At 43.2% G+C, this 21,046-nt stretch carries 15 protein-coding genes; 7 read left to right on the top strand and 8 right to left on the bottom strand.

Annotation, left to right across the window (positions count from 1 at the left end):
• The first annotated feature begins 362 nt into the window (after positions 1-362).
• The 3 genes from AC2SLO_RS10130 to AC2SLO_RS10120 all read left to right on the top strand — a co-directional run bounded on the left by AC2SLO_RS10130 (position 363) and on the right by AC2SLO_RS10120 (position 3,153).
• Positions 363-1,436 carry an aspartate carbamoyltransferase catalytic subunit gene (locus AC2SLO_RS10130; RefSeq protein WP_486543673.1) on the top strand — a complete coding sequence of 358 codons (1,074 nt, stop codon included), beginning with the start codon at positions 363-365 and terminating at the stop codon, positions 1,434-1,436.
• A gap of 102 nt (positions 1,437-1,538) precedes the next feature.
• Positions 1,539-2,690 carry a dihydroorotase gene (locus AC2SLO_RS10125; RefSeq protein WP_486543672.1) on the top strand — a complete coding sequence of 384 codons (1,152 nt, stop codon included), beginning with the start codon at positions 1,539-1,541 and terminating at the stop codon, positions 2,688-2,690.
• Positions 2,683-3,153, top strand: coding sequence for a DUF2127 domain-containing protein (locus AC2SLO_RS10120; protein WP_486543671.1), 471 nt, complete (start codon positions 2,683-2,685; stop codon positions 3,151-3,153). The genes AC2SLO_RS10125 and AC2SLO_RS10120 overlap by 8 nt, the downstream gene beginning before the upstream one ends.
• A gap of 69 nt (positions 3,154-3,222) precedes the next feature.
• Here AC2SLO_RS10120 and AC2SLO_RS10115 read toward each other — a convergent pair whose 3' ends face one another.
• From AC2SLO_RS10115 to paeA, 6 genes are all read right to left on the bottom strand, one after another.
• Complete coding sequence (locus tag AC2SLO_RS10115; protein ID WP_486543670.1) at positions 3,223-3,996, bottom strand: SGNH/GDSL hydrolase family protein; 774 nt, start codon at positions 3,994-3,996, stop codon at positions 3,223-3,225.
• Positions 3,997-4,264: 268 nt separating this feature from the next.
• Positions 4,265-5,662, bottom strand: a complete 1,398-nt coding sequence (locus AC2SLO_RS10110; protein WP_486543669.1) for a nicotinate phosphoribosyltransferase — start codon at positions 5,660-5,662, stop codon at positions 4,265-4,267.
• Positions 5,663-5,811: 149 nt separating this feature from the next.
• Positions 5,812-6,912 (bottom strand): bifunctional nicotinamide-nucleotide adenylyltransferase/Nudix hydroxylase, encoded by a 1,101-nt coding sequence (locus tag AC2SLO_RS10105; protein WP_486543668.1) that lies wholly within the window; start codon positions 6,910-6,912, stop codon positions 5,812-5,814.
• A 363-nt stretch (positions 6,913-7,275) separates the two neighbouring features.
• The gene (locus AC2SLO_RS10100) at positions 7,276-7,905 is read right to left on the bottom strand and encodes a glutathione S-transferase family protein (protein WP_486543667.1); all 630 of its coding nucleotides are present in this window, start codon (positions 7,903-7,905) and stop codon (positions 7,276-7,278) included.
• A gap of 231 nt (positions 7,906-8,136) precedes the next feature.
• Positions 8,137-9,138: an EamA family transporter RarD gene (gene rarD, locus AC2SLO_RS10095; protein ID WP_486543666.1), complete on the bottom strand. Its 1,002-nt coding sequence runs from the start codon at positions 9,136-9,138 to the stop codon at positions 8,137-8,139.
• 332 nt (positions 9,139-9,470) lie between these two features.
• Entirely contained in the window at positions 9,471-10,745 is a 1,275-nt protein-coding gene (paeA, locus tag AC2SLO_RS10090; protein ID WP_486543679.1) for a polyamine export protein PaeA, read from the bottom strand.
• Between the two features lie 353 nt (positions 10,746-11,098).
• On the opposite strand from paeA, the gene nfuA reads away from it, so the two are divergent.
• Positions 11,099-11,749, top strand: coding sequence for a Fe-S biogenesis protein NfuA (gene nfuA / locus AC2SLO_RS10085; RefSeq protein ID WP_486543665.1), 651 nt, complete (start codon positions 11,099-11,101; stop codon positions 11,747-11,749).
• Between the two features lie 206 nt (positions 11,750-11,955).
• On the top strand, positions 11,956-13,275 hold the full coding sequence (locus tag AC2SLO_RS10080) for an O-acetylhomoserine aminocarboxypropyltransferase/cysteine synthase family protein (RefSeq protein ID WP_486543664.1): 1,320 nt from the start codon (positions 11,956-11,958) through the stop codon (positions 13,273-13,275).
• Between the two features lie 114 nt (positions 13,276-13,389).
• Here AC2SLO_RS10080 and AC2SLO_RS10075 read toward each other — a convergent pair whose 3' ends face one another.
• Positions 13,390-14,406 (bottom strand): adenosine kinase, encoded by a 1,017-nt coding sequence (locus tag AC2SLO_RS10075; RefSeq protein ID WP_486543663.1) that lies wholly within the window; start codon positions 14,404-14,406, stop codon positions 13,390-13,392.
• Between the two features lie 1,422 nt (positions 14,407-15,828).
• On the opposite strand from AC2SLO_RS10075, the gene AC2SLO_RS10070 reads away from it, so the two are divergent.
• Both AC2SLO_RS10070 and AC2SLO_RS10065 read left to right on the top strand, forming a co-directional pair.
• On the top strand, positions 15,829-18,876 hold the full coding sequence (locus tag AC2SLO_RS10070; protein ID WP_486543662.1) for an insulinase family protein: 3,048 nt from the start codon (positions 15,829-15,831) through the stop codon (positions 18,874-18,876).
• Positions 18,877-19,019: 143 nt separating this feature from the next.
• Complete coding sequence (locus AC2SLO_RS10065) at positions 19,020-19,520, top strand: hypothetical protein (protein WP_486543661.1); 501 nt, start codon at positions 19,020-19,022, stop codon at positions 19,518-19,520.
• A 67-nt stretch (positions 19,521-19,587) separates the two neighbouring features.
• Here AC2SLO_RS10065 and AC2SLO_RS10060 read toward each other — a convergent pair whose 3' ends face one another.
• Positions 19,588-20,952, bottom strand: a complete 1,365-nt coding sequence (locus AC2SLO_RS10060) for a WS/DGAT/MGAT family O-acyltransferase (RefSeq protein WP_486543660.1) — start codon at positions 20,950-20,952, stop codon at positions 19,588-19,590.
• Between the last annotated feature and the right edge of the window lie 94 nt (positions 20,953-21,046).

The following is a 21,046-nucleotide window of genomic DNA, read 5'->3' as shown; positions in this document are numbered from 1 at the left end:
AGCTTATGTCATTATGCATTCATGATAATAAATGCCAATGATAAATAACAGTTAGCCTGACTGCAGGAAATGCACGCGTAATGTAAATTTAACAACGCTTACTTTTTGAATGATGTTAAATCGGCTACACTATACACATTCGTCAATCTGTCTGATACTGTGCAATATTAATGATGCGATAAGCGATTTATTAAGCTGCGCAAAGTGTAGCAAAAACGGCGCAATATTTCTTGTGCTCTTTTATTATAATAGCCGACAAAACGACCCTAAACGTGAGTGACAGCAGAGCTGTTATTTAATAACTCATAGTTCATGAGATTCCATCCACGATTACCTGATGATAAAGGACGCCTCAAACTGCCATGACTGACTTAAACCAGAGCAATAATAAAGACGACAAAGCTGCTGAATATGAAGGCTTTGATTCCACAACATCTCGACTCAATGCGTCATTGAGTAAGCCACAGTTAAATGATGATGGTCATATTCGTCATTTTTTAGGTATTGAGGGGCTAAGTCGTGATCAGTTAAAAGCTATTATTGCAAAAGCGGAGAGCTTTTTTGATGACAATGGGCAATTAATTAATCGTCCTGAACTTGAAGGTTGTACGGTGATGAATCTGTTTTTTGAGCCGTCAACACGAACACGTACTACGTTTGAGGTTGCCGAAAAACGTTTGGGTGCCAATGTATTAAATATTGATATTGCCCGTTCAAGCACACAAAAGGGTGAAAGCCTACGTGATACATTATGGAATCTACAAGCGATGACGGCTGATATCTTTGTGGTACGTCATTCGGCCTCGGGTGCAGCGCACTTTATGGCAACGGAAGTGACCCCTGAGATTGCAATTATTAATGGCGGTGATGGTTGGCATGCGCATCCGACTCAAGGCATGCTTGATATGCTGACCATTTATCGTGAAGCCCCGCGTCCTTTTGAAGAGCTAACCGTGGCCATTATTGGTGATATTAAACACTCTCGCGTAGCCCGCTCAGATATTAGCGCGCTTAAAACACTTGGTGTTAAAGAGATTCGTGTGATTGCACCACGGACGTTATTGCCGAAGGGTATCGAGCGTTACGGTGTTAAAGTCTATGAAGACATCGACGAAGGCGTTGTCGATTGTGATGTATTAATGGGACTGCGTATTCAAAATGAGCGTATTGGCTCACCACTCATGGCAGCTTCAAGTGAGTATTTCAAAAACTACGGCATTACGCCTGAACGTGTTGCCAAAGCTAAGCCGGATGCGCTAGTGATGCACCCAGGACCAATGAACCGCGGTGTCGAAATTGCATCTAGCGTGGCAGATGGTCCGCAGTCAGTGATTTTAAAACAGGTAAATAACGGTATTGCTATTCGTATGGCAGTGCTGTCTATGGCAATGCAAGGTCAACGAGAATATCAGGCCAAGCAAGCAGTTCGGTCGTAAGTCTTTAGATAAATAGAGCTTAAAACCGGCGATTTGATATTAACGAGGATACAATTGTTATCTTTTCATTTAACTGATTACTAAAATTACACTGGATTTATCATGCTAAACCTACTGCCAAAAGACTTCACTCAGCCTGATATCGAAACAAAAAAAGACCACTGGCTACTGCCGCCATTGGTAGACCTATGTGCGCGTTTGCGTGAGCCAGGTCAGCAGCAACACGGCAATCTAAAGACAGAGGGACATGCCGCGCGTGCCAATGGCTTCTTGCATGTGGTTATTCCGCCAGATACCAACCCTGTATTAGAAAATGGTTCATTATTAAAAGGTCTACGTGAGCGAGCCAAGCAAGATGGTGGTATTAACTTGCATATCTTGGGTGCATTGACCGCTGGACTAAAGGGCGAGCGTCCTGCTAACGTCGCTGGTCTAAAGCAAGGCGGCTGTATTGCGGTATCAAATGCGGGTCGTCCTTTTACCAATGACTTAGTATTACTGCGCACCCTTGAGTACGCAGCGACCTTTGACTTAAAAGTATTCTTTTACCCAAATGAGCCAAGTCTGTCTGCTGGTGGTGTGGCTCATGAAGGTTATATTGCCTCATTCCATGGCTTACAAGGTATTCCTTGGTTGGCAGAAACGGTAGCGCTATCGACCCAGTTGTTGATGGTAGAAGAAACTGGTATTGCCGCACACTTTAGCCAAATCTCTTGTAAATCATCGGTTAACCTAATCAGACTTGCCAAAAGCCAAGGCTTACCGGTAACCTGTGATGTGGCCATGCATCAGCTGCATCTGACAGATGATGATTTAGAGGGTTTTAATGCTCAGGCCTATGTTATCCCGCCACTGCGTAGTAATACCGACCAAAAAGCGCTGCTTAAAGGGCTGCAAGACAGCACTATCGATGCGATTTGTAGTCATCATGAGCCATTAAATGATTCTGCCAAAAAAGCCCCATTTGCAGAGTCCACTCCAGGTATCTCAAACTTCGATACGTTTATGGCATTGGGCTGCAAACTGGTACGTGATGGTGTGTTAACACCAGAGCAATTAGTGGATAAGATTTGTCTGGCGCCAGCACATATTGCGGGTATCAAAGCACAATATACAGATATTGGTGGTGCAGTGTTGGTTGATCCTAACCAAGAATGGCAAGTAACAGCAGAGTCTATGATTTCAAAAGGTAAGAACACGCCGTTTATGAATCAGACCTTGCAAGGCAAAGTAGTGGAGACATATTTTGATTGAATCGCCACAGATTAGTGGTTCGATTAAAGCGGTTACGGCGTACGAAGTCATTAAAGGGGTAGGGGCGGTGATTACCGCTCTTGCTCTATGGGCTTGGCATAATGACGTGTCATTATTTATAGACTCTGCCAACAAAGCTTGGATTAATCACTTTGGTACCTTGTTTAGCGTACAGGTCGATAGCCTAACGCGTGTGGCGCATCGCGGTGCAGAGAACTGGCAGCTATTTATGCTCATTATTATTGGGTATGCCAGTCTACGCTTTTTCGAGGCTTATGGCTTATGGAATGATAAGACGTGGGCTTACTGGTTTAGTGTATTGGGCTATGGTTTGTTTATTCCGTTAGAGGTTTATTATCTAATCGTGCGTCCCTTTGATTGGTTTAAGCTAGGCATTCTATTATTAAATCTCTTGGTCGTTGTCGTGGTGTATCGTCAAATGAAGCAAAAGCGGCTAATCTAATAGCTTTTTATAACGGCCTATCCTCTATAAAAATGGCCTATAACTGTATATCACTCACTCTATCTTTAGCTAAACAAGCTGAGCAATATTTTTCGCGACCTTTAATGCTAAATACGAGTACGCGACGGAGTTTGGGTGGAAGCCATCTTCAGCGAATAACTCCTCTGCGCTAAGCCCTGTATTCTTAAACTCAATAGGCAATGCTAAGACGTTATCATACTCATCACACACCTCAAGCAAATGCGCATTCATTAAATCAGCCTTGCTACCCAAAAACTTATTTAAGGGACTGGGTATGGCTGGCATATTTTGCATCGGTGGCAAACATGGGAAAATAATATGTTTGGCGCCAAATTTGCGTTTACCCAGTTCAATAATATCTCTAAGCTGGGTTTGCCACTTTTTAGGCGCGACATTAGTGGTTGTATCATTTACCCCGACCATGACTACCATAACATCAATATGATGTTTTGGCATCGGCAGAACATATAAGCGGCGTAGCGCGTCAAAACTGGTATGCCCTGAGGTGGCATGTAGCGACCAATCAATCTCACTAAATTTCTGCTGAATATATCTATTGTCGCGCAGCTGATTGAGCAGATGCCCCATTAATGCTTCTTGCTGTACACCCACGCCGACACCAGCCGCTGAAGAATCCCCGACGAGCATTAGATTTAAGACATCTCCTTCAGATTGTGAACAATCCTCAGTTTCGGATAATCTTAAGCGGCCATGACGTTCACCTTCTGCTTCTGGAAGTCGTAGCGCAGTACGTTTTAGTTTATGGCCTTGATACAGATAAATAGGGGCGAGAGCAATGTCTTTAGGCTGTAGTGGAATCATGGATTTTTGCCTGCGATGGATAAAGAGCTTGGATATAAAAATTAAGTCTCATAAAGCTTAAAACAGTGTGCCACAACTATTAATTCAATTCTACTCTCAGTCAGTGAGTAACAGAGTAGATTACTGCTTACGTTACTGCCTTGAGTTTTTGGCTTTAGGGCCGGATAAAAGCCTTATAAAGATATAGATCATAAAAAGCCTCTGCTATCCAAGATAACAGAGGCTTTTTTATCGATTAGCCGTATATAAGCTAAAAAGATGATTTAAATTACCAGCCTGTACGTTGACGAATAGTCGTTAAGCTATCATCTACTAGCAGCTTGCCGTCGACGAAGACGTCACGTAATAGATTGTTTGACGTATCGGTTAACGCATCTTCTTTAATGGTGGTCAGCTTACCTTTTTCATTCTCGATAAGTGCCAAGCGGCCTTTTTTAGAGCGTTTAGAGCGGCTAGTGATAGGGTCTTTGAAAATCTCTTTCCATTCGCCATTCATCTTAATCGCACTGGCTTTCATTGCCCAACTCATAGTATCGCGGTTGACTTGCTGTAGTAAGCCGCCGCCCATACCAAAAGTCACGTTATCGGCGCTAAAGCCAGCTTGCATAATGGTGTTGAGTATCTTGCCTAAGCTTTGCGGACTGATACCATCGCCTTGAATTAAGCGCACATAATCAGGCAATACTTTATAGCCTTTGCTATTAACAGTATAGCCAAATTTGACAGCAAGGCGTTCTAGTGCTTCACGGACGACTTTCGCAGGGTCACCACTGTCAGGTCGAATCACTAAGGTACCGCCCATAGTTTCTATCTGCTCTTTGAGCTCTTCACCCCAGATATTATCGATGGCGTTCCACAAGTCATAGCTGTCAGAGACGACTGCAACGGTTTGACCTTTACCGCCAAATTGCTCTAGTATATTAGCAAAGGCTTCTTTCTCATGGTCACGGCCCCATGCGGTCATGGTGCTGTGCTCAGCAGCTGGGATTGAGAAGGCAGGCATCTCTTTATCCATACCATACCAGCGGCTTGCAGCGACCAGAGCACTCATGCTATCTGTGCCTGAGAAGTTGACCAAATGCGCCAAGCTTCCTAGAGCAACGGTTTCCATACTAGAAGCACCTCGTGCGCCAAAGTCATGCAGCTTAAAGGGCAAGCCCGCGCTACTGTCTGCTGACTTCTCTAAAGCCGCTTTAATCACATTTTTGCAGTAGTAAGATAGGCTCGCCACCGTAGAGGGGTACCAAATTGCTCGTAGCAATGAGGTCTCTAGATAGCTTGGTAGCCAGTAAAACTCAGGATCAGTATTGATAATCTGACAAACCACATTGGATACCGGTACGATACTGCCTTCAGGAACGGCTTGAATACGAATCGGCAAGTAGCCGCCGTGTTTTTCGACCAAACGCTCCCAGCCGGCACGGTTAAAGGGTAATCCGTGTGCTTTGATGACCGCTTCGGCTTCATCGATATGAGCAAAGGTAATCGGGTCTTTTAGATAGTCTTTGATAAAGGCTTGCAGGCCAAAAAAGACCACATCATAGTCACCCTTACGGGCCTCGACATAGCTTGACATATACTCACTACCTGGCGGATATTGCAACCAGTGTGAGGTTTTATAGCTGTCAGAATTTAAGATTAAGTTGTTAAAGTTACCAGTGTACATCACAGAACTCCTCTGCTTTGGTGGAATGAACCCCTGTTAGGCATCGCATTGATAGCCTAAAGGTAGTTTCATAAGCCTCTCTTGTCTGGTAGGACCAAGCGGGGCTAAAAAGCCCTTGCTGTCTATCAGCTCGGGCTAAAAATTAATAATTATAAGCCGACCATTTTGGTGATAATGGCGTAGTGATCTTCAAACATTCTTTTTGGATCAAGCTCAGCTAGCGGCAGCCAAAATGCTTTGGCCGCATCGTCGCCACCTTTTACCTTGGGCAGGCCATTGGCATCATTCTTTAACTGGAAATAAAAGGCTTGAGTAATGGTACGACCCCGTGCTGAGCGGTATGGGTCATCAAAGGTATGTTGTGAATGGCGTGAACCACGTAATACAGGCTCTGGTACTTTTAGGCGGGTCTCTTCTCGAAGCTCTCGAATACAGGCATCAAATAAGGTTTCTTTTTGATCGACAAAGCCGCCCGGTAATGCCCAAAGTCCACGACCTGGCATACTGCGGCGCTCTACCAATAAGATATGACCTGATTGAACCACCACTGCATCTGCGGTCATAAAGGTTGGCGGATAAGGCGTGTCTTGCCACTGCTTCTTATAGTTATCAACAAACCATGCTTCTTCATGCAGTTGGGTATAGTCATCAGTTTGTTTAAACTGCTCTAACACTTCACGGGTGGAGGCAGGCGTGCGCTCACCTGTTGGGGTAGCACCCATCAGATAACCTTCACGGATTGGCGTCGCAGAAAGGCTCTTATAGTTGGGGACAGAGATAGACTGCCAATTTGGGAATAAAGATAGATAGTATGACGAGCTGTCTTTAGAGTGACCAATAAGCGCGATATCGGCATTTAAATCATGCGTTACTGAGCGCACAGATTGCTGTACGCATTGTAGCCAGCGCGTGTCATTATAAAGCGCGTCATCAAGACCGACACAGTGGATACGGGCAGCATCTTCTTCTGAATAAGCCCCTCGAATCATTTGCGCACGTTCTTCAACGCTAAATGGATTACGTAAACTGCGTGGCAGGTTAGCCGAACCAATGAGCATAATCACATTGTCTGCGCGTTTTAACGCCTCATCGACAACGGCTTTATGCCCTAGATGAAACGGCTGAAAACGACCAATAAACACAAGGTATTTATAACGGCGGTCAGCGGAAGGCGCTGGATGCTCATTTTGAGTGTCGGTGTCATAATCGGTGTCTGATTCAATAGGGCTACGTTCGGGTAACACACTCATTATATCGGCTCCTGCAATGGTCATCTTCAAAGGTAAAGATGACCTTATTTAATGTATTTTTATCACTAACAGTTTTAAAGTGCTCGAATTAAATAAATGTTGATAGACCTTTATTTAATAATTATTTATGCAGATATATTTGTCACTTCAAAACAAAAGCTGGCGAATAATAACCTCACATACTGACACAGCTAGAGGGTAGATGACAATAAATAATAAGTATGCAAACGTATAAATGCGGTTAATATTAGGCTTTTGTGACTCTTTAAGCATAATAAAAGAGCCTATTCTAGCATCTAGAAGAGGCTCTTTTTAGATTTCAGGTTTCTAAGCCAAAGCTTTTTGATTATTCAGCGGTATGGTTTATAGAGAGCCGATTTTTTCTAAGTCTTCTTGACGTAAGACTTCAGTTACGCTCTCATCAGACTCTATACGGCTGATAAATGGATTAAAGTTGACGTAGTCTGATAGGTCTAACTCAAAGTTTTTCGACCAGCGCAGGATGACATACAGATATAAATCAGCAGTACTCTTAGTGCCGGTTAGATAATCTTGTTTGCCTAATTGCTCGTTTGCAATACCTAGCATTTTGACAAGTTTTTGCTTAGCTTTAGTCGTCATCTCCTGTTGCGCACTGCTATCACTCACAAAGTTATCTGGACCAAACAGTGGTGCAAAGCCTTTATGCACGTCTGCATTTAAGAAAGCCAACCAATGGATAATCTCTGCTTTTGCCGCTGGCGTGTCGGTATTACCGAAGATATGTGCTTCAGGATAGCGCGCGTCAATATAGGTCTGTACTGCAACGTTTTGGGTAACGACGGTATCGCCTTCTACTACAGCTGGCACACTACCTTGCGGATTGATACGTAGATATTCATCAGACTTGAGAGAGTCACGATCCATAATCTCTAATTCATAATCCGCACCTGCCCACTCAAGCGCTGTGTGAGGAACAAATGAGCAAGCACCTGGTAAAATATATAATTTCATAATCAACTCCGCTATTTTAATTTAAGTGAATATAGGTTTGTTTTATTCTTATAGTGAAGGTTGCTTTTTTTAAGGCGTATTGGCTATTAACCATAACGTTTCATACCAGCATGTCGGTACAAAATAAGGATAGCGCCATAAAAAAAGCAAGACAGTTTAGTCTAGTAACTGCCTTGCTTAAATTCAATACGATTGTGTCATTTTAGGTATGCTCTACGTAGCATTAAAGTTTTAGTTAACGCGCGCGCCTTTAAGCCAAGGTTTGGTATTTCTTCTATTAGCACGCAGTTGACGCACCGCATGCGCCATTAAAAACATAATACCTACCCAAATCAGGCCGTAGCTATAGAGCATGCCCATCTCAAAGCTATCGCCTAGTAGCGTGATGGCTAAGAAGAATAATAATATCGGCTCAAGATAGCTCATCATGCCAAAGACGTTTACGGGTAGCATTTGACTGGCATCTAGATTGGTCTTTAGAGCCAATATACTTAAGACACCAAGGCTTGCGACCAATAGCATCATAACGCCAGAACCTGCAATTAAGGTTAAATTACTTGGCGCCACAAAAATAAGGTAGCCGATGGCAATAGGCAAAAACAAGGTCAAATCAACGAGCATCCCAGTCATTGCAGTAATGCCTTGTAATCGGCGCATAATATAATAAATAGGATAAGTGCCGCACACCCATAGCGTTGCCCATGAGATACTTTGGGTGCGCATCATCTCCATCGCGATACCGACCATGGCAAAGCCGACCGCTGCCCACTGCAATTTACTTAAGCGCTCTTTAAAAAACACGAAGCCGAACAGCACCATCATCAGCGGGAATAGGAAATAGCCCATCGCCACTTGCACCCCTTGGCCATTAACCGGCGCCCACATAAACAGCCATAATTGGCTAAAAAATATCGGGGTAGGTAGCAGCAGCCAAGCTAACTGCTTAGGCGTATTTAACTGCTTTAGAACATTTAGATGATAACTAAGGCGACCTCTGATAAGCACAAAACTAACCAGTGCAATCCACATGGTCAACATACGCCAGATAAACACCTGCGTACCGGTTAGCGGCTGCAATAAATTACTATAAAAATATAAGATGGCGAATAATACGTTAGACGCAATAGCAAACATAACACCTACAATCATTGTGCGTTGCTTTGCATCAATAGATGCCCAAAAAGAGGCCAAAGGCAGCTGTTGTGTACGCGTTGCAAATACATTTCTAGACATAACAATGCACCATAAAAATAGGCATACCAAAAGCTAAATGCAAAAGTGGGGTAAAGCCTGCGCTAGAGCGATATAGGCTGAAGCGGTGCAGGACTGATTCTCGCCATAAAAGGCGACACTTTTGTTTTGGTATGTGAGTGACTGTTTAAAGATTACGTCGTCGAGAAGACGTTTTAGAGTTTTACATAAAGCTAAGCCAGGCTAATCAGGATGATTATAAAAGCTTAGCAGGATGTTGCTGAGTCGTTCTATCTATAAGAATATTGTCTGTATTGCTTATGGAGTAAATATATAGGCTAAATACTCATAAATCAAATGCTTAGTAATTAAGCTTAGACTTCTTCTTCGAGTCTTGTTACCAGTAACTGATTAATTTTTAAATTCTCAGTATCTAGGATTTCAAATTTAAAACCGGCATGTTCGATAACATCGGTTTTTTTAGGAATTTTGCGTAGCATATACATCATGAACCCACTTATGGTTTCATAATTTTCAGAGTTTGGCAAGTTTATAATCTCCAAAGTGCGAATAACGTCTTCAATTGGGGTCATACCATCGACAAGCCATGAGTTTTCGGTACGTTGTACAATGGGCTGCTCATCAATGGTGACAAGTTCTCCCATCACGATACTCATCACATCTTTTAGGGTGATTACACCGACCACTAAAGCATATTCATTGACGATAACTGCAAAGTCTGAACCGGTAGTTTTAAAGGTCTCTAATACATCAAATAGGGTCAGCGTATCTGGAATAAACAGCACAGTGCGTAAGATACTAGAGTCGGTTAAGCGCACTTCTTCTTTTTGCAAAACCATCGCCAAAAAGGCACGTGATTCGACATACCCGATGGTTTGCTCTAAATCATCCTCAAGACAGACCAAAAACTTATGATGCGGCTCCCGAATCATGGTTTCAACGATGGTGTCGTGACTTTCATTAGAGTCAAAGTACAAGATATATTCTCGCGTGGTCATTACCGAGGTGACCGTGCGCTCTTGCATCTCAAAGATATTGGCAATCAAATGATGTTCTTGCTGCTTTAATACACCGGCTTCAGCACCCGCATCCATCACCGCATAGATATCCTCTGAGGTCATATCATCGCTACGTACGGTTGAGATACCCAGCAGTTTAAATAGCAAGTCAGCAGCACCATCGAACACCCAAATTAGCGGCTTAAATATGAAGATAAGCATCATCATTGGGCGAACCATACGAATGGCAATGGGCTCGGCATAGGTCATGGCAAAACGTTTGGGCATCAAGTCGGCGAATAATACAAAGACGCTGGTGACGATAATAAACGACAGGACAGACGACAAAGCCTCGTTACCGATAATCGCATACAGATAGGGGCTAATAGCAGACTCACCAATGACACCGGCCAAAATAGCCACTGCATTTAAGGCGACCTGTACCACAGTGATAAAGCTGCCCGGATTTTGCTGCATATTGAGGACATCAAGTGCACGTACTTCGCCTTCTTTGGCCAAAATTTGTAATTTAATTTTACGGGCAGAGGCAAGCGCAAGCTCGGAGCTTGAGACGACAGCACTTAACGCTATTAATAAAAAAATAGAAATGACCGCACTAAATAAGCTCATGATAATAAACTCTGAATCTAAGCAAGATTGCTGCACAAAAGCGAGCGCAGGAAGCGTTATCGACTTTTGCATAGGGGATGGTGCAGGGAAAAGACATTATATTTTAAAGACTAAGTATTATATTACATATTGTGATATTAAGCTTAAAGATAAGTAGCAGAGTGGCGTGATTGCGTATCTTTTCTCATTATTTGGCTTGATTAATTTATTATCAACACCATAATGGGGGTATCAAGGTTTAAAACTCAGACTCTGCTTTATTCGGCTGACATGTTATTATTTTGACAATAAATATTGACGGATACATACCGGTTTTAAGCCCATTAAATTCTCATAATAAAAGAGGTCATGCTATGACTGATACCGCTCAAACTTCTGCCCTTGATATCGATCAAACGGATATCAAAAGCAATATTACTATTACAGAATCTGCGCAAGGTTATCTAGCTGAATTATTGGCAAAACAAGAAACGCCAGGTATTGGTGTGCGTATTTTTGTTGAACATCCAGGTACACCGCGTGCTGAATGCTGTATGGCTTATAACCAGCCAGGTGAAGAAGATGAAGCTGATTTACAGATGCCGTTTGAAGACTTCACAGCTTATATTGAGGCCTCATCGGTGCCTTATTTAGAAGATGCGGTTATCGACTATAATAAAGATCGTTTTGGTGGTCAGTTAACTTTCCGCGCACCGAACTCAAAAGTGCCTAAAGTTGGCGCGGATGCCAGCGTTGAAGAGCGTATCAACTACGTTTTACAGTCAGAGATTAATCCAAGTCTTGCTGCCCATGGCGGTGACGTACAGTTGCTTGAGCTAATTGAAGAAGAAGGCGTTGGCCTAACGGCAGTACTAAAATTCGGTGGTGGTTGTCAGGGCTGTTCGGCAGTTGATATGACTTTACGTCAAGGCGTAGAAGTTCAGCTAAAACAGCAAATTCCTGAACTGACTCAGGTTGTGGATGATACTGACCATACGCGTACTGAAAATGCTTATTACAAATAGGTTATAAATACGTTAGGTACCAAAAATAAAGTTAGATTGTAAAAATAGACTTTATAGAACAGCTGAACTATCATTAGATGGTTCAGCTTTTTTTATGACTTACGTTAAATCATAAATGCGCTGTTGCTCAAGAGCACGATAACGTGCCTAAATATTAACCCCATATTACGGTTCACTCTCATTTATCAATAAGCTAAGGATACACTATGAGTCATAATGACCCTTTAGATAGCCCAGAAAATAACAATAATAATCACCGTCTAGAAACTCTATCAATCCATGCCGGCTATACAGTAGAGCCAACGACCAAAGCGGTTGCTGTGCCAATTTATCACACCAGCTCGTATGCCTTTGATGATACCCAGCATGGTGCAGATTTATTTGACTTAAAAGTTGAAGGCAATATCTACACCCGAATTATGAACCCAACCAATGCCGTACTTGAAGAGCGCGTTGCAGCTTTAGAGGGTGGTATTGGGGCATTAGCGGTGGCATCAGGTATGGCAGCTATCACCTATGCGGTACAGACCATTTGTGAAGCGGGCGATAACATCGTTGCCGTATCGACCCTTTATGGCGGTACCTATAATTTCTTTGCACACACGTTACCGCGTCAAGGTATCGAAGTACGTTTCTTCGATTATCAAAATCCAGAAGCCATCCGAGATTTGGTCGATGATAAGACTAAGATGGTGTTTGCGGAGAGTATCGGTAATCCACTGGGAAATATTATTGATATCCAAACCGTTGCCGATATTGCACACGAATATGGGGTGCCGGTTGTGATTGATAACACGGTAGCGACACCAGCATTATGCCGCCCGTTTGAGCATGGTGCCGATATCGTGGTTCATTCGTTGACCAAGTATATGAGCGGTACGGGTACGTCAATCGGTGGTGCGATTGTTGATAGTGGCAAGTTTAACTGGGGCGATTATCCTGAGCGTTTCCCATTACTAAACGAGCCCGATATCAGCTATCATGGCGTAAATTTTGTAAAAGATGTGGGCGCTGCTGCTTATATCGCGCGAGCTCGTGTGGCTCCGCTACGTAATACGGGTGCGGCGTTAAGCCCGCTCAATGCATTTAGTATTTTGCAAGGTATTCAGACATTAGGCCTGCGTATGGAGCGTCATGTTGAGAATGCGCAAGCCGTCGCTGAGTATTTGAAGAGCCATGATAAAGTAGCTTGGGTAAAATATGCGGGCTTGTCTGATCATCCGGACCACGCACTTGCACAAAAATATATGAAAGGGACTCCGTCGTCTATTTTGACCTTTGGTGTTAAAGGCGGGCGTGAAGCAGGCGCACGATTTATCGATGCGCTAAACCTAATCACGCGTCTGGTAAATATTGGTGATGCAAAATCACTGGCCAGCCATCCTGCGACCACCACGCATCGTCAGTTAAATGAAGAAGAGCTGGCTAAGGCTGGCGTAAGCGATGATATGGTTCGTTTATCAATCGGTATCGAGCATATTGACGATATCAAAGCCGACTTAAAGCAGGCGTTAGCAAAAGCGTAAATTTTTAAGCTAATAACTACTCTTTTTTTTATAGTCAGCAAAGAGAAGCCCATACTAATTAGCATGGGCTTTTTAATGTAAAAAACATTATAGCGAAAAAAGTCTTAGAGGCTATTAGCTTTCTAATACTTGATTGGCAATCTCTTGATACGCATCAACTGGCAAACGAGGACCAAATTGCTGAACAACGCGGCTGGCAACGTGACTGGCAAGCACACCGCATTGCTCTAAGGGCAAGCCTTTTGATAACGCATATAAGAATGTACCAGAATAGTTATCGCCAGCACCATTAGTATCGACTACCTTATCAACACTTGGTGTGCCAACTGTGGTAATGGCTAATGTGCCATCTTCAGCGCGCTCACAAATAACCGTGTCTTGTGGACCATTGGTCACCACCGCAAGCTCACAATATTTGGTTAATGCTTTGGCCGCATCAGTAATTGTGCTTTCACCCGTGAATAATTGCGCTTCTTCTACGTTGCAGAAAATAGTCGCTACGCCATCACCTAATATCTCAAGTAATCCCTCTTTGGCAAAGTTAACCACGGCAGGATCGGCAAAGCTTACTACGATTTTTGTATCGTTTTCTGCTGCTTGCTGACGTAGAGCAGTCACAGCAGACAGTAGCTTCTCCGACATCGCCAGATAACCTTCAACATACAGCCAGTTGCTATGGCTTAATGATTCAAAATCAACGTTGGCATCATTAATTTCACTAGATACGCCCAAGTAAGTCTGCATAGTGCGCTCACCGTCTGGGGTGATAACCACGACGCAAGTGCCAGTGACACCGTGATCAGCAACCGAGATATCTGAGGTAGCCACACCGGCTTTTTTTAAATCATTTAAATAGAATTGACCGGCCTCATCATTACCCACACGGCAACAATGGAACGACTTACCGCCTAAGCAAGTAAAGGCAAATAGGGCATTGGCTGCAGAGCCGCCGCCTGAGCGTTTAGAAGGGCTAATTTTCTGTGATTTAAAGGTATTTAATAACTCAGTTTGTTCCTCTAGGCTGGCTAAATTCATGCTGCCTTTGGTCAAACCGGTCTTGCTAAGCTGCTCTTCATTTAATAAATATTCGTGGTCGACTAGCGCATTGCCTAAGGCCATCACATCGTACATATTGTATCCATTTGATTGAAGAAAGTAGGGGGGTGAGTGACTTATGGTTTCCTCATTATCGTTAATGATTTTTTAATAATAATGGGCCATAAATTTGGTGGTGATATGATACTGGAAATAGACTAACTTTTGGGGATTTTAGCGATTAGAATTTTAGAGGTTAATCCGTTAGATAGACATAAAATTACTTTAAAACGCAACCCCTGTTTGCTCTGCTGTGGAACATATGAGCGTTAAACTTAACCTTTGATAAAAACGATAAAAAAGTTAAATGGATAAATGTTGGCTTATAAGTTATTGATTTTATTTAAATTATTAATTGTACAAAAAACAAGCAATTTAAGGAAAAGCCTTATCTACCGTAAGCTATTTGATGTCAAGCTTGCGGTTATCCACAGACTTATCCACAGATAGTGGGGGTAACTGTTAAAATGCTTTATTTGTAAGGGTTTGCGTGTCATAAAATAGACACAACAAAATATTAGGCCATAATAAAAGCTTGGCGGCATCAATACAGTGACTGATTGGTTTACATTATGTTTCACAAAAAAGGCAGATTAGCTTAGGGCGTGTGGAACATTCGCAAATTAGCACTGCTGATAGCTAAAATTGTTTCAGACTAGGCGTAAACCGTCGTTAATATCTAGACCTTGACTAGGTTTGCAACAACGTCTGGGGCGATTTTAGCATCAGCCTCACTCGAGCACAGCTCTCGCCTTGCGAACGGGCAAAGCAGTGCTTTGCTTAATCCGTTCTCAGGGGCGGGACTCTTTTTTGCCAATATATTGCGAAATTGTCTAACTTAGAATGACTAAGCGTCAAAAATTTCACTGCATATTGACTAAAAAATAGTCGCCGCCAGTGCCATGGTCGAATGTTCCACACGCCCTAATAAAATAGAGGCTTTATCGATAATAATGAACGCTGTCAGTCAGATTAAAAATGTGTTTTAGGATAAAAAAGTTTAAAAGTCGCTCTTTAAAGAAGATACCTTTAAAAAATAATCGGTGGCTCCATTAAGTAACCTATAGATAACCTAGATATCCGCTTTATATAGCCTTTATAGGCTAAATGAGTTATTCTAAGCGGTTCGCATTTTGATAGGGTCGGCCTAAATGGGCCGGTGTCTATTTATGATGCACGGTTATCGATAACCCACTGAATGTTATGGGTAACCCTCTTCGCAAGCCAGCCTAAAGCCACGCTATACCATCCGCGAAATTTAAGCGTCAGTGAACTGTCTGTCTAAATCAGTCGTGTTAATGATAGTAGGACGATTCACCATAGCGATAATGGTGACAATATAAAAGTCAGATACAAACAGCGTCATGACACAGACATAATTACCAATATACAAACAGCTATCGATAATAAGACCTTAGGTCTTTTAACACTCATATATCAAATAAAAAGAGTCAATTTATGCAAAAAGAAAATGCTTCTACCTTTACACCCAATCTCACCTTACATCCAAGCTTTGAGCTGATTGAACATCGCAAGATTGAGGCGTTGTCTTTGGATGTGCTAATTTCTAAACATAAGCAAACCGGCGCTATGCATTATCATTTGGCGCACCCAAGTGATGAAAATGCCTTTTTGGTTGGCTTTAGAACACAGCCAATGGATTCAAAAGGTGAGGCACATATCTTAGAGCATACTGCGCTATGTGGCTCGGCCAAATATCCAGTGCGTGACCCGTTTTTTTCGATGATCAAACGCTCTTTAAACACCTTTATGAATGCGATGACTGCGGCAGATTGGACCGCTTATCCGTTCGCTACTCAAAATGAGAACGACTACTTTAATCTATTGTCAATCTATTTGGACGCCTCATTTTTCCCTAATTTGCATCCGCTTGATTTTGCTCAAGAAGGCATTCGCATCGAGCTTGATGAGAACGACAAGCCGCAGTTTAAAGGTATCGTGTTTAACGAGATGAAAGGTGCGATGAGTGGCGAGATTGATCAGCTATATCATACGGTTGCGCATAACTTATTCCCGACCACGACCTATCATTATAACTCTGGCGGTGATCCTGCTGATATTCCGGACTTAACCCATGCAGAATTGGTTGAGTTCCATAAGAGCCATTATCACCCATCAAACAGTGTGATTATGAGCTTCGGTAATATTCCAGTTAGTGACACCCAAAGCAAAATCCATGACGACGCATTGACTCAGTTTGAAATGGGCAAAAAGCATGAATCGCGTGCAGAGCAGCGTTTAACGGCGCCGATTCAAGTGACCGATACCTATACCATTGATGAGATTGATAAAGCACAAACCCATCATGTGATGGCATGGTTATTGCCTGCGATTACCAATCCAAAACAACGTTTGGCGCTGCGTTTGTTAGAGGGTGTGTTAATTGAGCATGCCGGCTCACCGCTACGATCCTATCTAGATAGCCATCCGTTAGCGACCGGTCCGAGCCCGTTATTAGGTCTCGATGACAGTCACTATGAGATGGTATTTTATACCGGCGTTCGTGGTTCAGAAGAAGAGCATGCGGATGCTATCGAAGCCGGTATTCTAGAACTACTTGAAGAGGTAGCCAATAGCGAGATTGATCCAGAAGCCATTGAGACTATCTTGCATCAAATCGAGATTGATCAGCGTCATATTGGCGGTGACAGTATCCCTTATGGTCTAAATCTTATGCTAGAGGGCTTTAGCACCGCCATTCATGATGGCAATCCGATTGATGTGTGGGAGGTGGATGAACATCTACAGTGGCTGCGTGAACAAGTTAAAGACCCAAGTTGGTTGCCCGGTTTATTAAAGCAGCATCTGCTTGATAATCCGCATCGTGTGCGTGTGACTTTGATTCCTGATGATACTAAGTCGGCCAAGCTTGCAGCAGCGGAGCAGGTTCGTCTTGATACCATTGAGTCAAACTTAACCGAAGACGATAAGAGCATATTAAAGCAGCAAGCACTCGATTTGGCCGCCCGTCAAGCTGCACCAGATGATTTAAGTTTACTGCCTAAGGTCGGTCTTGAGGACGTACCTGAATCGGTCAGCCTTATTCATGGCAAAGAGGTGGATATTACTCTTGCCGGTCAAAGCAGCACCTTGCATCAATATGAAGCGGGCACAAACGGTCTGTATTATTATCAGCTAATTATGCCGTTAGCCGGACAAGATGACATTATCAATCATCCGCTGTTGCCGTTATACCTAGGTTTGTTATCAGAGCTTGGTACTGATACCCATTCGGCACGTGAGTTTCAGGCAGTGCAAGCTGCCCATTCTTCAGGTGTGACAGCCCGTGTGAGTCAGCGTACCAGCACTTATGATGCCGATACCTTGACCAGCTATTTTGTGGTGGCAACCCGTGCGCTAAACCGTAAGCCAGAAGCCATCAATCTGGTGAAGCAAGTCTTAGAGCACAGCGTCTTTACTGAGCATGACCGCATTAAAGAGCTGTTGCAGCAAAAACGTTCTGGTTGGCAGTCTCGTCTGGCCAGTGCAGGGCATGCCTATGCAATGCAAACAGCAAGCCGTGGTATGAGTCGTCAAGCTGAGCTTGAGTATGTTCGCAGCGGTCTGCCTGCACTAAATGCTTTAAAGACTTTCTTAGATAATGCTGCAGAAGACAGCAGCAAGTGGGATGAATTGGCTACCGCATTGATGGTTCTGCATAAGCGCTTGGTCAGTCTACCAAAAGAGGCATTATTGGTGTGTGAACCAGAGCAAACTGAACACTTTAAAGCTTTGATTGAGCAAAGCTGGCAGGACTCGCTGTATACTGGTAAGGTGGCGCAAGATAAGCAGGCGCTAATGGCTAGCATTCCAGAAGAATATAGCTCTCTTCAGTTAACACTTACATCGCCAAGCAACAAAGCAGTGGATAGCGATAAGTTGATTCAAGTAATAGACCGTCAAGCTGAAGATCTGGCATGGTTAGTGGCGACTAATGTGTATCACAATGCCGCTGTATTCCCTGCGGTTACGGCAGATCATCCAGACTGCGCCCCACTGATGGTATTGGCTCCATACTTACGTAATGGCTATTTACATAGCGCCATTCGTGAGCGTGGCGGTGCTTATGGTGGCGGCGCAGGCTATGATGCCAATGCGTGTGCGTTTAAATTCTTCAGCTACCGCGATCCGCACTGTGCAGAAACCTTTGATCATTTTGCCAAAAGCGTTGACTGGTTATTAAATGAAGCGCAGCAGCCTGAGCAGCTAGAAGAAGCCATTTTAGGTATCGTCTCAAGCATGGACAAACCTGGCTCACCTGCGGGCGAAGCGGTGAAATCTTGCTTTGCAGATCTGCATTTGCGCGGTGAGGCATGGCAGCAAAAAATGCGCGGTAATATTCTAGCAGTAACGCTAGAAGACTTACACCGTGTGGCAGCAACTTACCTTAAAGACAAGCCATGTACCAAAGCGGTATTAGCGCCTTATGATAAAGAAGAGACAGTTAAGTCGCTTGGCTTTAAGGCTGAAAAAGTCTCTAGTTAAATCAGTTAATGTGATGATACAAAAAAGAGGTGAGTTTTTTGACTCACCTCTTTTTATTTAGCGTAATGATTTAGTTAGCGCAATAAACAGCAATTTATGTTTAGATAGTTTGGTGCTAACACCGTAATGACATGAGAAAACAAATGAAGACGCTAGAAGAGAACTTATTAAGTACCCCCGAACAAAACCAGCCTGATCCCACCCGTTTAAAAATGACAGCGCATACCAAAAGCTTTCGCTACTTACTGCGCTATGCCATCCCTTTTACCCTAGCATATGTGTTTCTACCAGCGCTGCTAGAGCAAATACATTTCCCGTTTGGTGGCCTGCTGCTGTCAGCATTTGTGATAATTTTCTTAAATATCGCAATGATTGTCATCTTTAAAAGGTTAGAGCATCGCCTACTAGAGCAAATGGAATGTAGTCGACTGGGCATGTTGGTTGCGACGTTTACCTTTATCGTGACATCGCTACTCATGATTTTCTCAATCGATAATATATCCAATGGAGAAGTCACGTTACAGACGCTTATGGACAATGGTATGTTACCCATCTTGATTATTAGCGGTGCGATTGGTTTTGTGATTAATTATGCTGTGGTCTATTACGGTATGTGGTGGATGCAAAAGATGTTTAAGTCATAAATCACAACTGCTACCGTGCATTAAGCGATAAAGTAGCAGTTGTGATTAACATAGTAGAGTCTATGACTTATGATTGACACAGCTGCTCATATTCAATTAATGCATCCTCAATGAGTGATGGCAGTTTATCGATATTTGGTAGATGTTTAGTACAAGCGACAATACCAAAGTCCATATGATCTAAATAACTCACCAGAGTAATATTAAGCGCTTGTCCATCAAAGATAATCGAAGCCGGATACAAAGAGCTGAGCTTAGCACCATTCCAATATAAAGTCTGCTTAGGACCGGGAACATTAGAGAGAAGTAGGTTAAAGGCCTGCTTTTTAGGATAGGCATTGGTCAATAAGTTCACGCCCTCCCAAGCATAAGCTACCGCACTATAGTTAATTACTTCTACCTGATTCATACGCCCAAATCGTGCTTTATTCTTAGTCATACTCTCATGAATAATTTGTAGCCGCTCAATTGGGTCAGTAACGTGAGTCGCCAGATTACACAGCACCAGTGAGGCCTGATTGCCAGTGGCGCTGTTATCGGTGCGCAATGAGATAGGCACAAAGCCGATTAATGGCTCAATAGGCAATTGATATAAAGACAGTAAATATCGACGCAGCGCTGTTGCACAAACAACAAGAACCACGTCATTGCTACTAACATTCAGATGCTTAGCAATTTGATTGAAGCGGCTACGTTGATACGACTGTGTCATTAGTTGCCGCTGCTGTGAGATACGCTGATTTAATATAGAGCGCGGCGCTTGTGTGCTTTTTACATGAGTGACGGTATTGCGTAGCGAAAAGCTGTCTTTAAGCTCTGAGAACACAGTGCCGATAGAGCTGGCTTGTTCTTTAGCGATAGTGATAGGAGAGCGTTTTTTAGGAATCACGGTTTGTAAGTGGTCCTGATTGCGTCTTAATAGTGCCCACAGTGGCAGCTGCATCACTTCTGTTGGCGACGTTGATAGTGATCGTTCTACCAAACGCATAGCAGCTACCCCATCAACTAAGGCATGATGGATTTTAAAGTACAAAGCAAAGCGAGCAGGCCCATTGGCAGAGGCAGGCGGCACCCCTTCTATGATATGACATTCCCATAAAGGGCGTGATTTATCGAGGGCTGTGGCATGTACTTTAGAGACATAGCTTAAGACATCATCGCCGGCATCAGAGGTACCTAATACGACATGATGCAGATGCTGATAGACATCGAAGGTATCAACCGTTTTCCACAACGTATGATTGTGTAGCACCTGATTAAAAGGCGAGGTGGGCTTGACCTGACTGGTCTGCATTTGCTGTACTAAATTGGCAACAAAATTTGGGGATGCCTCTTCTGGCAACTCAAACAAAAACAGCCCACCAACGTGCATGGGCTGTTTTTGTTTTTCGAGTAGCATTAGAAGCTGCTCGACTAAAGTTAATAAACGCATATTTTTCCTCACGGCTTGTTCCTTAATGACACAAGCTAAATGCGGACTATTGTGAGTCTATTCTCATCAGCTGACAAGAGGCGTTATGTTAACT

It is taken from the genome of Psychrobacter sp. CX14, assembly GCF_057396205.2.
This window is presented reverse-complemented; position numbering and strand designations above follow the sequence as displayed.